Genomic DNA, 14,767 nt, shown 5'->3' with positions numbered 1-14,767 from the left:
GTGCGGAACTCCTCAGCAGATCTGTTCGGTCAGCCCAGCAGGGCGTCGACCTTGGCGGCGGCGGACTTGAGCGCTTCCTCGACGGGCTTGCGGCCGGCGGCGGCCTCGGTCAGCTCCTTGGTCACCGCGTCCTGCATCTCCTGCTGGCGCTTGATGACCGGAGGAAGCGCGATCGACTTCAGCGAGTCGAAGACGGCCTGCCGGTTGGCGGGCTTGGGGTCCTTGAGATATCCGGCCAGCAGTTGCTGGTCGGAGACGGGCGGCAGCTCCCACGAGGAGGCGATGCGGGTGTTGGCCGCGACGTCGGAGGAGCTGAGGAACTTGGCCCAGGCGTAGGCGGCCTTGCCGTTCTTGGTGGTGGCCGAGGCGGCGACGGCGTTGTGGAAGACGGCGCTGGCCTTGGCCGAGTCACCGGGCTCGACGACGACGTCCCACTCGAACGGCACGTCCTTCAGCCCGGCGAACTGCCAGATGCCGTTGTGCCACATGGCGAGCTTGCCGGACTTGAACAGGTTGGTGTCGTAGTCGGCGGTGCCGCCGATCTCGGCCTCGGTGGGCATGGTCTTGCCGACCTTGGACACCAGCCAGGTGGCGGCCTTGACGCCGGCGGGGGAGTTGAAGGCGGACTTCTTGCCGTCGGCCGACAGGAACTCGCCGCCGGCCTGCTTGAGCGTCTTGTAGAACTCGAAGAACTGGACCGGCTGGTAGTCGCCGTACACCTTGGCCTTCTTGTCCGTGAGCTTCTCGGCCGCGGCCTGCTCGTCGGCCCACGTCCAGTCGGCCGTGGGCGGCTCGATCCCGGCCTTCTCGAACAGGTCCTTGTTGTAGAAGAGCACAACGGTCGAGAAGGAGGCGGGCAGCGCGTACTGCTTGCCGTCGTGCTTGAAGGAGTTGAGCGACTCGGCGGCGTAGGCGGAGCTGTCGCCGTCGCCCGCGACGGCGCCGAGGTCGAGCAGGGAGCCGGCGCCGGCGTAGGTGACGAAGTTCTCGTAGTTGAGCTCGAAGGTGTCGGGGGCGGTGCCGCCGGCGATGCTGGTCTGGAGCTTGGTGAAGTACTGCTCGTAGGGGGCGGTCTCCACCACGACGTCGATGGCCGGGTTGGCCTTCTCGAAGGCCGCGGTGATCGCGTCGAGGTCCTTCACGTGGTCGGGGGCGGCGGAGAAGGTGAAGTAGCGCAGCGTCGTCTTGCCGCCCTCGTCGGTGGGGGCCTTGGTGGCCGATCCCTGGGAGCACGCGGTGGCCAGCAGCGCGGTGGCGACCAGAGTGGTCATGATCTTTCGCGACATATCCGTGTTCCTTTACTTGAGCCCTGTTTGGGCCACGCTGGCGATGACGTGCTTCTGCGCGAAGACGTAGAGGATGAGGATGGGCACCACGCTGACCACCGAGCCGGCCATGACCACGTCCCACCGCGTCGTGAACTGGCCGTGGAGCGTGGCCAGGCCGAGCGGCAGCGTCATGAACTCCGGCGACTTGATGATGATCAACGGCCACAGGTAGCTGTTCCAGCTGGCCATGAAGCCGAAGATGGCGAAGGTCGCCAGCGCCGGCCGGATCAGCGGCAGCACGATGTACAGAAAAATCCGGAAATGTCCGGCCCCGTCCAGCACGGCCGCCTCGTCGAACTCCTTCGGCACCTGGTTGATCGCCTGCCGCAGCAGGAACACCCCGAACGCCGAGGCGATCGTCGGCGCCAGCAGCGCGAAGTAGGTGTCGACCAGGCCCAGCGTCCGCATCTCGATGAACAGCGGCACGACCAGCACCGGCAGCGGCATCATCAGCGTCGCCAGATACACGCTGAACAGCGCCCCGCGCCCGGGGAACGGCAGCCTGGCGAAGGCGTAGGCCGCCATCGCGCTGGTCAGCAGCTGCAGCACCGTCGAGGCCACGCCGATCCACACGCTGTTGAGCAGGATCCGCCAGAACGGCAGCGTCTCCATCAGCTTGCGGTAGGCGTCGAGGCCCGCGCCGTCCGGCGTGAAGTCCGGCGGTACGGCCAGCACCGCGTCACCCGGCGTCAGCGAGGTGATGACCGCCCAGGCGAACGGGAACAGCATCACCGCCGCGCCCAGCGTCACCAGCAGATACCTGGCTGCCCTACCCATAGGTCACCCACCTGCGCTGCGCCCTGATCTGGACGGCGGTCACGACCAGCACCACGGCGAACAACAGCCACGAAAGGGCCGAGGCCATGCCCGCCCTGCCGTACCGGAAGGTCAGGTCGTAGATCTGCGTGACCACCACCTGCGCGTTGCCGCCCGCCATGATCCGCACCTGGTCGAAGACCTGGAAGCCGTTGATCAGCGAGATCACGACCACGAAGAACGTCGAGGGCGACAGCAGCGGCAGCGTGATCCGCCGGAAGCGCTGCCAGGCCGACGCGCCGTCCACGAGCGCCGCCTCCTGGTACTCCTTCGGGATCGCCTGCAGGCCCGCCAGCAGGATCACCATCACGAACCCGAGGTCCTTCCAGGCCGAGGCCAGGATCACCGAGGGCATCGCCCAGTCGGGGTCGGTCCACCAGCCGGGCCCGCTGACGCCCACCAGCCCGAGCGCCCAGTTGACCAGGCCGCTGGCCGGGTTGAGCAGCCACTTCCACATCAGCGCCACGACCACCCAGCTGGTGATCACCGGCAGGAAGTAGATGCCGCGCAGCAGGCTCCTGCCGCGCATCGCCCGGTTGAGCAGCAGCGCCAGGCCCAGGCCGCCGGCGTAGACGAGGGGGAGGTATCCGGCGATGAAGTACAGGGTGTTGCCGAACGCCGTCAGGGTCTGGGGGTCGCCCAGCAGCTCGGCGTAGTTGCCGAGGCCGACCCAGCGCATGTCGGTGATCAGGTCCCACTCGTGCAGGCTCGTCCAGAGGGAGCCCAGCATCGGGATGATCGTGTAGAGCATCAGGGGGATCGCGCTGGGCAGCAGGAAGACGGCCACGGTCCCGGCGTAGCGCCACCTGCCGCCGCGCCTGGGTGAGACGGGCTTCATGGGGGCCGCCCGTACCGCGGTCCTGGGCGCCGTCGTGGTCGGGGGGCCGGTCACGTCGCGGCTCCTATCAGCCGGGCGCGGACCAGGCGGCCCTGCTCGCCCGCCGCCCCCGCCGCGTCGAACGGGGTGGCCAGCACCAGCGCCGCCGCGCCCTGCGCCCAGCTCGTGTCGTCCCAGCTCTCCACCTCGACCGCGATGTCGCGCCGCCCAGGCAGCAGGTGCGCGCGCAGCGTGGCGTGGAAGCTCTCGCTCCAGTGCGCCCACTGCGCCGTGCCCTCGCCCAGGACCACCACGACCTCGGGGTCCACCACGTTCACGAGCCCGGCGGTGGCGCGGCCGAGGATGGCGGCCGCGTCGGTGAACACCTCGCGCGCCGCGCCGGGGTGGACCGCCGCCCGTCCCAGCTCCCTGATGGCCGCGCCCTCGGTGACCTGGGCCGGGTCTCCGGTCCGCAGGCCCTTGGCGCGGGCGGCGGCGGCCAGGCCCGCCGCGCCCACGAACGCCTCCAGGCACCCGGTCGCGCCGCACCCGCACACCGGCCCGTCGGGCGCGACGGGGACGTGGCCGAACTCGCCCGCGCCGCCCCTGGCGCCGCGGTACACGCGCCCGTCGGCCACCACGGCGGCGCCGACGCCCCGGCCTATCGTCAGCACGAGGAAGTCGCGGTGGGTGCGGCCTCTGCCGTACAGGCGCTCGGCAGCGGCGAGGGCGTTGACGTCGTTCTCCACCAGCACCGGCAGGTCGAGGCGGCGGCGCAGCCGGTCGCCGACGGGCATGGCCTGCCACCCGAGCGTGGGCGCGTTCACGGTGCCGACGGCCTGGTCCTCGACGCTGCCCGGCACCCCGACGCCGACGCCGAGCAGCGGCGGCGCGCCGTCGATCTCCTCCAGCACCGAGGCGATGGCCGCGCCGAGCTCGTCGAGGCAGCCGGGGGCGGCCGGGTCGAAGGGCCGCTCCCAGGAGCCGAGCACCTCGCCGTCGAGCCTGACGTCCACGAGCACCAGGTGGTCGGCGGTCACCTTCACGCCGAGCGCCCGGCCCGCGCTGCCGACGAGGCCGAGCCGCTGCGCGGGCCGGCCGCCGCGCGACGGCTTGAGGTCGAGCTCCTCCAGCATGCCCGAGCCCATCAGCTCGCGGGTGAGCTGCGTGACGCTCGCGGGGCTGAGGTCCAGCTCCCGTGCGATCTCGGTACGGCTCAGCGGTCCCACCGTGCCCAGCAGGGCGAGGATCGCCGTCCGGGTGAGGTCGCCGCGGTCTGTGCCTGCCATTCCTTCGACTGCCCTCGACTTTCTTTAGTCATAAAGTTAGTGGTGAAAATATGCGGCCGGGGCTCCTCACCTGTCAAGAGGGGAGATGTGCGGACTTTTGTGAACCTGGAAGGTTAGAGGTGTTCCGTCCAGGCGGGCGTCGGCAAGGTGGAGGCACGGGGGACACGGGGGCGGTACTGGCTGTGGCGGAGGCGGTGATGTCAGCGACCGCACCGCTCCGGCCAGTGCCAGCGAAGACGAGCTGGGGGGCGCGTCAGCGTGAGACCGCGAAGCCCCCGCCGGACGGGACCCGGCGGGGGCTTCGCGGTGCCCGTGGTCAGGAGGCGGCGGCGTCCGTGGCCCGGTTGCGCAGCGCGCGCCGGACCCCGTCCTCGCCCTCCAGGATCATGCGGCGCAGTGCCTGCGGCACGTCGCCCCCGGCCAGGTACGCCTGGGCGGCGTCCAGCGTCTCCTGCTCGACCTGCAGCGCGGGGAAGCAGCCCACCGCGAAGCCCTGCGCGACGTCGAAGCTCCACTCCTTGTAGACACGGCCGACCTCGGCGAAGTACTTCTCCCTGAACGGCGCCAGCAGCTCCGGGTGGTGCGGGTCCTGGAACCCGCCGACCGTCGTACGGAAGACGGCGTTGGCCAGCTCCCCGCCCACGATCGCGGTCCAGGCGGCCTGCTTGGCCTCGGGCGTGGGGATCGCCGCCCGGCACAGCGCCGCAGAACGCTCGCCGGTCGCGGTGGCGTCGCGCTCGAGCTCGGCGGCGATGTCCGCCTCGCCCAGCCGCCCGCCGGAGACCAGCGCGTGGATGAGCGTCCAGCGCAGGTCCGCGTCGACGGTCAGGCCATCCGGTACGGCGGAGCCGTCCACGATGCCCGCCAGCACGTCCAGGTCGCCCTCGCCGACGGCCACGCCGGCGAAGGCCTGCACGTAGGCCAGCTGGTAGTCCGAGCCCGCCTCGGCCCCGGCGATGAGCTCACGCGCCATCGTGGCCAGCTGGGCCAGGCCCTCGGGCCGCCAGGCCGGGTCGGCGTACTGCTGGACGGCCAGACGCGCCTGCCGCAGCACCGTCTGCAGAACCGTGAGGTCCTTGACCGTGCCGCCGCCGGAGACGACCAGCCTGACGTAGTCGCGCGTGGACATCTCGCCGTCGCGCGTCATGTCCCAGGCGGCCGACCAGCACAGGGCCCTCGGCAGCGAGTCGGCGAACTTCGTGATGCCGCCTTCGACCAGCGTGCGCAGCGACCGATCGTCCAGGCGGATCTTGGCGTACGTCAGGTCGTCGTCGTTGACCAGCACCAGGTCCGGCTGCTGCTCGCCGACCAGGTCGGCCACCGCGGTACGGGCGCCGACGACATCCAGCTCGACCCGCTTGGTCCGGGTGAGCACGCCGTCCACCAGCGAGTACAGGCCGATCGCGACGCGGTGCGAGCGCAGCGTCGGGTAGTCGGCCGGAGCCTCCTGCAGCACCTCGAAGCTCTCGAACCGGCCGTCGGCCGACACCGTGAACGAGGGGCGCAGCGTGTTGACCCAGGAGGTCTCCAGCCACTCCTTCGACCACGACGACAGGTCACGGCCCGAGGTGCGCTCCAGGGCGCTCAGCAGGTCCTTGAGCTCGGTGTTGCCCCAGGCGTGGTCCTTGAAGTAGTCGCGGACCCCGGCCAGGAAGTTGTCCAGGCCGACGTAGGCGACCAGCTGCTTGAGCACCGAGGCGCCCTTGGCGTAGGTGATGCCGTCGAAGTTGACCTCGACCGCCTGCATGTCGACGATGTCGGCGGCGATCGGGTGGGTGCTCGGCAGCTGGTCCTGGCGGTAGGCCCAGGACTTCTCCACGTTCGCGAACGTCGTCCACGCGCCCTGGCCCCAGCGGGTGGCCTCGGCCTGGCACAGCACGGACATGTAGGTGGCGAACGACTCGTTCAGCCACAGGTCATCCCACCAGCGCATGGTGACCAGGTCGCCGAACCACATGTGCGCCATCTCGTGCAGGATCGTCTCGGCGCGGCGCTCGACCACGGCGTCGGTGACGCGGGAGCGGAAGACGTAGTCCTCCAGGAACGTCACGCAGCCCGCGTTCTCCATCGCGCCGGCGTTGAACTCCGGCACGAACAGCTGGTCGTACTTGCCGAACGGGTACCGGACCCCGAACACCTTGTGGAAGAAGTCGAAGCCCTGCCGGGTGACCTCGAGGATGTTGTCGGCGTCGAGGTGCTCGGCCAGCGAGGCCCGGCAGTAGATGCCCAGGGGGATGCCGTCGTGCTCGGCGGTGACCTTGTGGTACGGCCCCGCCACCAGCGCCGTGATGTAGGTGGACATGACGGCCGTGGCCGGGAACACCCACTTGCTGTCCGCGTGGACCGCGCCGTGCTTGCCGCCCTCCTGGGGCAGCGGCTCGACGTTGTCCGCCGCGGCGTTGGAGACCACCTCCCAGTCGGCCGGCGCCAGCACGGTCAGCTGGAAGGTGGCCTTCAGGTCGGGCTGGTCGAAGCAGGCGTACATCCGGTGCGCGTCGGCGGTCTCGAACTGGCTGTGCAGGTAGACCTTCTGGTCGACCGGGTCGACGAACCGGTGCAGGCCCTCGCCGGAGCGCGTGTAGGCGCAGTCGGCGTCGATGCGCAGCTCGTTGCTCTCGGCCAGGCCGTCGAGCGGGAAACGTCCCTTCTCCGCGTCGTAGGCGGCGGCGCCGAGGTCGACGCCGTTCAGCGTCACCTGGCGCACGCGCGCGTCGTGCAGGTCGATGAACGTCGAGGCGCCCGGCTGCGCGTTGAAGCGGACGGTCGTCACGCTCTCGAATCGTTCTTCGCCTTCGGTCAGGTCGAGCGCGACCTCATACGATTCGACCTTGAGCAGCCGGGCGCGCTCGCGTGCTTCGTCCCGGGTAAGGTTCCCTGCCAAGTTCCGCTCCTTCTACACCACTTCATCGGGGTTTGCCGGAATCTTCCCATGATGGGAATAGCCTTCATTCCCCTCCAGGTTATGACCCTGCGTGACTGAGAAGACTCCTGTAGATCTCTGGTTCGATCCTTTCTGCCCCTACGCGTGGGTCACCTCCCGGTGGCTCATCGAGGTGGCGCAGGTCCGTCCCATCGAGATCCGCTGGCACATCATGAGCCTCAACGTGCTGAACGAGGGCAAGGATGTGTCCGAGGCCTACCGCGAGCAGATCGCGCGGGCCATCGAGCCGGTCCGCGTCGTCGCCGCGGCCAGGCAGAAGTACGGCGAGGCCGCCGTCGGCCCCCTGTACACCGAACTCGGCACCCGCCTGCACAACGAGCGCGGCATCAAGCGCCTCGCCAAGCTGCGCGAACTGGTCGAATCCGCGCTGAGCGCCGCGGGCCTGGACCCCGAACTCGCCGCCGCCATGAACTCCGAGGAGTACGACGACGACGTGCGCGCCTCCCACAACGAGGGCATCGGGCTGGTCGGCCAGGAAGTGGGGACCCCGGTCATCCGCGTCGGCTCCAACGCCTTCTTCGGCCCCGTGATCACCTCGATCCCGCGCGGGGAGGACGCCGGCCGTCTCTGGGACGGCGTTCGGCTCGTGACCGGGTTCGAGGACTTCTTCGAGCTCAAGCGCACGCGTACCAGGGAGCCCGTATTCGGGTAGAACCCCTGCGTGGGACGATTCGGGGGAATCGGCGACTACCTCTCGCTGAAGCCGCGTGGGGAGCGCCTGCGGGACACGATCTGGTTCGTGCCGCTGCTGATGATGTCCGGCGCCTACCTCGGCGCGTACGCGGTCGAGGAACTGCAGGTGGCGCTGGAGCGCAGCACGGCCGCGCAGGCGCTCCTGGAGGAGCTGGAGCTTCACCAGTTCACGTTGCCCGCCGACGCCTCGACCTTGAGCGACCTGAAGGAGGGCGTGAAGGGCAGCCTCGCGACGCTGACCGGCGCGCTGATCAGCTCCATCACGCTGCTGATCTCGCTCACGCTGGTCGCCGTCCAGCTCGCCTCCTCCCAGCTCGGCCCGCGCCTGATCGGCGACTTCCTGCGCAACCGGGTCGTCCAGGTCACCATCGGGCTGTTCCTCGGCACCTGGATCTTCGGCAACCGCACCACCAGCTCCATGAGCCGCGACGTGGTCATCCCGTCGCTCGGCCTGTTCGCCACCCAGCTGCTCACCGGCGCCTGCCTGGTGATGCTCGTGCTGTTCGTGCAGGCGGTCGTCAGCGAGGTCCGCATCCCCGTCGTCCTGCCCCGCCTGGTACGCGAGGTCGACTGGCTGCTCCACCGCGACTTCGAAGGCGAGCCCGCCGAACCGCCCGCGGCGGAGGGCAGCGCGATCCTCGCCGCCCGCTCCGGCTACCTGGACCTCGTCCACGACCGCCCGATCGTCCGCTGGGCGGTGCGCCGCGACACGGTCGTCACGCTCGTCCACCTGCCCGGCACGTTCGTCATCCAGGGAACGCCCGTGGCCGTCACCTCCACCCCGGTCGCCCTCACCCGCGGCGACCTGCGGCGGATGGACCGCTGGATCACCCTGTGCCCGCTGCCCCGCACCGGCTCCACCGTCGTCGGGCCGGTCAACCGGATCGTGGAGATCGCCCTGCGCGCGCTGTCCCGCGCGATCAACGACACCAACACCGGGCTGGCCTGCGTCGAATGGCTCGGCGAGGCCTTCCGCCGGCTCATCCCGATCCCGGCCGAGCCCGAAGGCCGCACCGACCGGCGCGGACGGGTACGCCTGGTCACCTGGCGCACCGACACCGCCAGGCTGGCCGAGCACGCTTTCGGGATGATCCGGGTGTCGGCAAGGGACAATCCCGTGGTGCTGGTGCGAATCCTGCGAGTTTTCCGGGATCTCGGACATCTGCCGCTTTCCACGGCGCTTCGCCGTACGCTGCTGGAAGAAGGTGACCGGGTCCTGGCCACGGCCCGCACTCACGTCCGGCCGGAATGCGACGTGCGAGCGGTGGAGCAGGCCCACCACGTGATGCGCCAAGCCCTCGCAATGTGACGGCGGGCGCGCGAGGATGGGGGCTATGCGTCAGCTCTATATCGGCGGTGCCTGGACCGCTTCCGCGTCGGGAGAAGCGATCGACGTCGTCAATCCCGCGACAGAGGAGATCATCGATCGGGTGCCGGCGGGCGCTCCCGACGACGTCGAGGCCGCCGTCAGAGCCGCACGCGCGGCCTTCCCCTCCTGGTCGGCGACCGACGGCGGTGAACGCGGCAAACTGCTGGCCGCCGCCGCCGACCTGCTGACCGAGCGCGCCGGGGAGATCGCCCAGACCATCGCCACCGACATGGGCGCGCCGCTCGGCTTCGCGCTGAAGGTGCAGACGCTGATGCCGGCGGGCGTTCTGGCCGGTTACGCCGAACTGGCCGAAACCCACCCGCGCGAGCAGCGTGTGGCCAACTCCCTGATCGTCAAGGAGCCCGTGGGGGTCGTGGCCGCGATCACCCCGTGGAACTACCCGCTCCACCAGATCATCTGCAAGGTGGCCCCGGCCCTGGCCGCGGGCTGCACGGTGGTCCTGAAGCCCAGCGAAGTGGCGCCGCTCGCCGCCTACGCGCTGGCCGACATCTTCCACGCCGTGGGCCTGCCGCCGGGCGTCTTCAACCTGGTCAGCGGCCGCGGCCCGGTCGTCGGCGAGGCCATGGCCACCCACCCCGAGGTCGACCTCGTCTCCTTCACCGGCTCCACCACCGCCGGCCGCAGAGTGGCCTCGCTGGCCGCCGAAACGGTCAAGCGGGTCGCCCTGGAGCTGGGCGGCAAGTCCGCCAACATCATCCTCCCGGACGCCGACCTGCGCGCCGCGGTGAAGGTCGGCGTGGCCAACTGCTTCGTCAACTCCGGCCAGACGTGCTCGGCGTGGACCCGCATGCTCGTCCACCGCGACCAGTACGACGAGGCGGTGGGCCTGGCGGTGGAGGCCGCGGCCAAGTACACGGTCGGCGACCCCTTCGACGAGGACAACCGCCTGGGCCCCCTCGTCTCCGCCGCCCAGCGCGACCGCGTCGTCCACTACATCAACCGGGGCCAGGAAGAGGGCGCCCGCCTGGTCTACGGCGGCACCGAGCCCCCCCACCCCACGGGCTTCTACGTCGAGCCCACGATCTTCGCCGCGGTCTCGCCTGGGATGACGATCGAGCAGGAGGAGATCTTCGGCCCGGTCCTGTCGATCATCCCGTACCTGTCGGAAGACGAGGCCGTCCAGATAGCCGACGGCACCAAGTACGGACTGTCGGGCGCGGTATGGGCCGGCTCGGAGGACCGCGCAGTGGCCGTGGCCCGCCGCCTACGCACCGGCCAGGTAGCCATCAACGGCGGCTCCTTCAACCCCCAGGCCCCGTTCGGCGGCTACAAACAATCCGGAATCGGCCGGGAAATGGGCGAACTCGGCCTGGACGAATACCTGGAAACCAAAAGCCTCCAACTCTGACCACCCCACCCCTCTCCCCACGCCACAACGCGCCCCACATCTCACGAGACGCCTCTGCACCTGGCCCTGCGGTGGCTCACCCCCACGCTCTTCCCCGGCGCCGCGCGGTGGGACGGGGGTCGGTGGTGTTCGGCGCCGTCTTGCGGCGGGCGGGGTGGGGCATGGTGGGTGGGTAAGGGCGGAGTTGTTACGGCGGGCGACCCCGTGAGCCCTCACGACCATCGCTCGACAGACCCCAGCCCACGACGGCGGGGCGGGCAAGCCAGGCCCCGCCGTAACACAGCACCCAAGGCCCGTAACACCGCACAAGGCCCGCAACACAGCACCAAGGCCCGTGACAGGCACCGCCGCAAACGAGCACAACAAAGCGGGAAAAGGGCCTCTACGGGGCGTCGGGGAGGGCTGGGAGCTGGCCGATGGTTTCGTAGGTTTCGAGTTGGGCGATGCGGCGGCTGTGGCGTTCGGCGCCGCTGAAGGTGGTGGTGAGGAAGACCTCGACGAACCGGGTGGCCTCCTCCGCCGTGTGCATGCGCGCCCCCACGCTGATCACGTTGGCGTTGTTGTGTTCGCGGGCGAGCTGGGCCGTCTCCTCGCTCCACGCCAGCGCCGCGCGGATGCCCCGGACCTTGTTGGCCGCGATCTGCTCCCCGTTGCCGGAACCGCCGATGACGATGCCCAGGCTGCCCGGGTCGCCGGCGACGCCCTCGGCCGCGCGCAGGCAGAACGCTGGGTAGTCGTCCTCCGCGTCGTAGACGGCGGGGCCGCAGTCGATCACCTCGTGGCCGTTGTCCTTCAGCCAGGACACCAGGTGGTTCTTCAGCTCATAGCCGGCATGGTCGGCACCGATGTAGACACGCACCGGACCAGTCTTCCACACGGTCCGCCGCGGCAGGCCGTACCTGACCGCGCGCTGGCTAAGGTAATCAGCGTTCGTCTACGGCAACCCTTACGGAGCATCCATGCGCGAGATCCGCGTGATCGGCGACCCTGTCCTGCGTACACCGGCCGAACCGGTCGGCGACTTCGACAGGGAACTGCGCAAGCTGATCGACGAGATGTTCCAGGCGATGTACGCGGTGGACGGCGTCGGCCTGGCCGGTCCGCAGATCGGGGTGTCGCGGCGGTTGTTCGTGTACGACATCAGCGGACGCAAGGGACACATGGTCAACCCGGTGCTGACCGTGGACGACCCCGCCCCGGTCATGGACGAGGAGGGCTGTCTGTCGGTGCCGGACCGTACGACCGGCAAGCCCCAATACGCCCAGACCCCCCGCGCCGCCGGGGTCACCGTGGAAGGACTCGACCGCCTCGGACGCCCGCTGCGCGTCAGGGCCCGCGGCTCCCTGGCCCGCTGCTTCCAGCACGAGACGGACCATCTGGACGGCAAGTTGTACATCGACCATCTGTCCAAGGAGGCCGCCCGCAAGATCATGCTGCGGGCGTAGGTTTGTTCCCATGACTGATCTTTCGGGCAAAGGAGCATTGGTAACAGGTGGTTCGCGCGGCATCGGCCGCGCCGTCGTCGAACGCCTTGCCGCCGACGGCGCCCAGGTTGTCTTCACCTACCGCAGCGACGCGGACGCCGCCCGCGAGGTGACGGAGTCGACCGGCGCCCACGCCGTACAGGCCGACCAGGGATCCCGCACCGACCTCGACCGGCTGTTCGCCGAGGCGGAGAAGATCCTGCCCGGCCTCGACATCCTCGTGAACAACGCCGCCGAAAGCACCCCGACCCTCATCGGCGACATCGACGACGAGGCGTTCGACCGGGTCTTCACCGTCAACGCCAAGGCCACCTTCCTCGCCATCCAATGGGCCGGGCGCGTCATGCGCGACGGCGGCCGGATCATCAACCTCTCCACCCTCAACACCGCCATGCCCGCCCCCGGCCTGACCCTGTACGCGGGGAGCAAGGCGGCGGTGGAGCAGTTCGCCAAGGTCGCGGCACGTGAACTGGGCGGACGCGGCATCACCGTCAACGCCGTCTCCCCGGGCGCGACGGACACCGACCTGCTCCGCTCCACCAACCCACCCGAGGCCCTGGCCACGATCCCCGCCTACACCGCCCTCCAACGCCTCGGCACCCCCGCCGACGTCGCCAGCGTGATCGCCCTCCTCTGCAGCCCCGACGCCGCCTGGCTCACCGGCCAGAACCTCCTCGCCACGGGGGGACTGTTTCTCTAGCTTTGTGCTCGCATTGCGGGCCTGGGTGCTGTGTTGCGGGCCTTGGGTGCTGTGTTACGGCGGGGCCTGGCTTGCCCGCCCCGCCGTTGTGGGCTGGGGTCTGTCGAGCGATGGTCGTGAGGGCTCACGGGGTCGCCCGCCGTAACAACTCCGCCCTTACCCACCCACCATGCCCCACCCCGCCCGCCGCAAGACGGCGCCGAACACCACCGACCCCCATCCCACCGCGCGGCGCCGGGGAAGAGCGTGGGGGTGCGCCACCGTAAGGCGCTGCCGCGCTATCTCGTGTGGCGCGCGCGGTCACGCTGGCCGCCGTAAGGCGGCGCCGGGCACCGCCGTCCCGCGTCTCGCCGTGCGGCGCGGGAAAAGCGTGGGGGTGCGCCGCTGTGGCGCTGCCGCGTCGTCGTGCGAGATGGTCGCGGGTGTCGCATTGTCGCCGTCCTGCGTCCCGTCGCCCGGGGCACCGCCGGCCGATCCGTGTCCCGGTGTGTGGTGCCGGGACGAGGCGTGGGGTGCCGGCTTGGTGGGGGTGTGGGGTCAGTGGGGTTGGGGGGTGGGGCGTTTGGGGTCGCGGCGGGGGGTTTCGTCGCGTAGGGGGCGGCGGTCGGCCGCTTCCTGTTGTTCCTTGCTCGGCCGTGACACGTCTCGTGCGCGCATCGCGGTGATCGCGGTGATTTGCAGGCTCTGCAATGCCATGCCCCCGACCCTACGTCAGAAGACCATCCCCGCCCACGGCTTCGGGCTCCACGACATGGCCGTGGCCAGCGTACGGACCGTGCCCGCCGTGTGCTCCGACAGCAGGCCCGCCTCCAGCAGCGTCGTCAGCTGGCCGTCGCCCAGGTACGCCGTGCCCAGCGCCGACGCCGGCAGCGTGATGTCGGCCGGCTCCTCCGTCGCCTTGCAGGAGGCGCTCGTGGTGTCGGCGGTCAGCCGCCAGCGGCGGGCGTTCCACTCGCACACGTCGTCCTCGACCTCGATGACGACGTCCACGGGAGCCGAGTAGGCACGGGCGGACAGCGCCTTCTCCACGTCCACCACCCGTACCCACAACTCATCCGACCACCCGGCGCGCAGCTGGCGCGGGTCGGCGAGGAGCGCGGTGATGGGGTCGTCGACCGCGATGCCGGCGGTGACCTTGGTGACGAGGTCGCGGTCCAGGACGCTGCGCCACAGCGCGGCATGCGCGGCGGGGTCCTTGGCCTCGATCTCGTAGAGCTTCAGCTCGCCGTTCGGGATGCCGTCGTCGTCCCACGACGACTTGATGCGGAACAAGGCGTATCCCCGTACGCCACCGGCGTCCTCGGCCAGGATGCAGCGCAGGGTGCCGTTGCCGCCCTGGTCGGGTTCCTCGTCGGCCAGGGCGCCGTTCCAGAAGTGCTCGTTCCTGGCGTAGCGGCCGGGGCGGCGGGTGATGACCTCGGAGAGCAGGTTCTCCAGCTGCTCGCGTACGTCGGCCGGCTTCGCCACCCGCAGCCGCAGCTCCGGGTCGGACGGCGCGTCGCGCTTGAAGGCGGCGCCGGTCTTGTTGATGGACACGCTGAGTTCCGACGCGGCCCTGCCGTACCCGTAGCGGCCGTAGATGGCCGACTCGGAGGCGTAGAGTGCCGCTACGGCCTCGCCCCGTTCGTGCACGTCGTTGAGCTGGCGGCGCATGAGTGAGGTGAGCAGGCCGCGACGGCGGTGCGAGGGGAGCACGCTGACGGCGGTGACGCCCGCGACGGGCAGTGTTCCGCCCGGGATGGTCATGGTCAGGCTGAAGACGGCGGTCACGCCCGCCACGGTGTCGCCGTCGAAGGCCGCGAGCGTGCGGGGGAGTTCGGTCTGGGCCTTGAAGCGCTCGTTCTGCACCGGGGCGGGGGTCCAGCCGAAGCCTTCGCCGAGTACTCGTGAGTACGCGGACCACTCGGACTCATCGATGGGACGGATCGGGTACGTCATCCGTCCACCGTAAGAGCGGGCAA

Annotated in this window: 12 protein-coding genes; 5 read left to right on the top strand and 7 right to left on the bottom strand. The window is 70.2% G+C overall.

Annotation, left to right across the window (positions count from 1 at the left end; all coding sequences use genetic code 11):
- Window positions 1-29 precede the first annotated feature (29 nt).
- From ACIBHY_RS43565 to pepN, 5 genes are all read right to left on the bottom strand, one after another.
- On the bottom strand, window positions 30-1,286 hold the full coding sequence (locus tag ACIBHY_RS43565) for an ABC transporter substrate-binding protein (RefSeq protein WP_397309803.1): 1,257 nt from the start codon (window positions 1,284-1,286) through the stop codon (window positions 30-32).
- 12 nt (window positions 1,287-1,298) lie between these two features.
- Window positions 1,299-2,105: a carbohydrate ABC transporter permease gene (locus ACIBHY_RS43560; protein ID WP_397309802.1), complete on the bottom strand. Its 807-nt coding sequence runs from the start codon at window positions 2,103-2,105 to the stop codon at window positions 1,299-1,301.
- Window positions 2,098-3,036, bottom strand: coding sequence for a carbohydrate ABC transporter permease (locus ACIBHY_RS43555; RefSeq protein WP_397255165.1), 939 nt, complete (start codon window positions 3,034-3,036; stop codon window positions 2,098-2,100). Before ACIBHY_RS43555 ends, ACIBHY_RS43560 begins: the two co-directional genes overlap by 8 nt.
- A complete protein-coding gene (locus ACIBHY_RS43550; protein ID WP_397255166.1) occupies window positions 3,033-4,250 on the bottom strand; it encodes an ROK family protein in 1,218 nt (405 codons plus the stop codon). The genes ACIBHY_RS43555 and ACIBHY_RS43550 overlap by 4 nt, the downstream gene beginning before the upstream one ends.
- A 316-nt stretch (window positions 4,251-4,566) precedes the next feature.
- Window positions 4,567-7,131 (bottom strand): aminopeptidase N, encoded by a 2,565-nt coding sequence (gene pepN / locus ACIBHY_RS43545; RefSeq protein WP_397309801.1) that lies wholly within the window; start codon window positions 7,129-7,131, stop codon window positions 4,567-4,569.
- 91 nt (window positions 7,132-7,222) lie between these two features.
- Between pepN and ACIBHY_RS43540 the strand changes: the two genes are divergently transcribed.
- The 3 genes from ACIBHY_RS43540 to ACIBHY_RS43530 are packed head-to-tail and all read left to right on the top strand — an operon-like array spanning window position 7,223 to window position 10,622.
- Window positions 7,223-7,843: a DsbA family protein gene (locus ACIBHY_RS43540; protein WP_397255170.1), complete on the top strand. Its 621-nt coding sequence runs from the start codon at window positions 7,223-7,225 to the stop codon at window positions 7,841-7,843.
- Window positions 7,844-7,852: 9 nt separating this feature from the next.
- A complete protein-coding gene (locus ACIBHY_RS43535) occupies window positions 7,853-9,193 on the top strand; it encodes a DUF2254 domain-containing protein (RefSeq protein WP_397255172.1) in 1,341 nt (446 codons plus the stop codon).
- A 25-nt stretch (window positions 9,194-9,218) separates the two neighbouring features.
- Window positions 9,219-10,622 (top strand): aldehyde dehydrogenase family protein, encoded by a 1,404-nt coding sequence (locus tag ACIBHY_RS43530; protein ID WP_397309800.1) that lies wholly within the window; start codon window positions 9,219-9,221, stop codon window positions 10,620-10,622.
- Between the two features lie 382 nt (window positions 10,623-11,004).
- Here ACIBHY_RS43530 and ACIBHY_RS43525 read toward each other — a convergent pair whose 3' ends face one another.
- On the bottom strand, window positions 11,005-11,481 hold the full coding sequence (locus tag ACIBHY_RS43525; protein ID WP_397255176.1) for a ribose-5-phosphate isomerase: 477 nt from the start codon (window positions 11,479-11,481) through the stop codon (window positions 11,005-11,007).
- Window positions 11,482-11,581: 100 nt separating this feature from the next.
- Here ACIBHY_RS43525 and def point away from each other — a divergent pair, with 100 nt between their 5' ends.
- Window positions 11,582-12,067: a peptide deformylase gene (gene def, locus ACIBHY_RS43520; RefSeq protein ID WP_397255178.1), complete on the top strand. Its 486-nt coding sequence runs from the start codon at window positions 11,582-11,584 to the stop codon at window positions 12,065-12,067.
- A 10-nt stretch (window positions 12,068-12,077) separates the two neighbouring features.
- Window positions 12,078-12,806 (top strand): SDR family oxidoreductase, encoded by a 729-nt coding sequence (locus ACIBHY_RS43515; RefSeq protein ID WP_397309799.1) that lies wholly within the window; start codon window positions 12,078-12,080, stop codon window positions 12,804-12,806.
- A gap of 711 nt (window positions 12,807-13,517) precedes the next feature.
- Here the strand turns inward: ACIBHY_RS43515 and ACIBHY_RS43510 are convergent.
- Complete coding sequence (locus ACIBHY_RS43510) at window positions 13,518-14,744, bottom strand: GNAT family N-acetyltransferase (RefSeq protein ID WP_397255182.1); 1,227 nt, start codon at window positions 14,742-14,744, stop codon at window positions 13,518-13,520.
- Window positions 14,745-14,767: the final 23 nt, after the last annotated feature.

The organism is Nonomuraea sp. NPDC050547 (genome assembly GCF_044457345.1).
Lineage (GTDB): Bacteria > Actinomycetota > Actinomycetes > Streptosporangiales > Streptosporangiaceae > Nonomuraea.
Note: the sequence above shows the minus strand (reverse complement) of the source record. Positions and strands in the feature narration are given on the sequence as shown.

Coding starts and splice junctions, on each gene's coding strand:
- ACIBHY_RS43550 (WP_397255166.1), bottom strand. CDS start 4,250: ATGGCAGGCACAGACCGCGGCGACCTCACCCGGACGGCGATCCTCGCC.
- ACIBHY_RS43510 (WP_397255182.1), bottom strand. CDS start 14,744: ATGACGTACCCGATCCGTCCCATCGATGAGTCCGAGTGGTCCGCGTAC.
- ACIBHY_RS43515 (WP_397309799.1), top strand. CDS start 12,078: ATGACTGATCTTTCGGGCAAAGGAGCATTGGTAACAGGTGGTTCGCGC.
- ACIBHY_RS43560 (WP_397309802.1), bottom strand. CDS start 2,105: ATGGGTAGGGCAGCCAGGTATCTGCTGGTGACGCTGGGCGCGGCGGTG.
- def (WP_397255178.1), top strand. CDS start 11,582: ATGCGCGAGATCCGCGTGATCGGCGACCCTGTCCTGCGTACACCGGCC.
- ACIBHY_RS43530 (WP_397309800.1), top strand. CDS start 9,219: ATGCGTCAGCTCTATATCGGCGGTGCCTGGACCGCTTCCGCGTCGGGA.
- ACIBHY_RS43565 (WP_397309803.1), bottom strand. CDS start 1,286: ATGTCGCGAAAGATCATGACCACTCTGGTCGCCACCGCGCTGCTGGCC.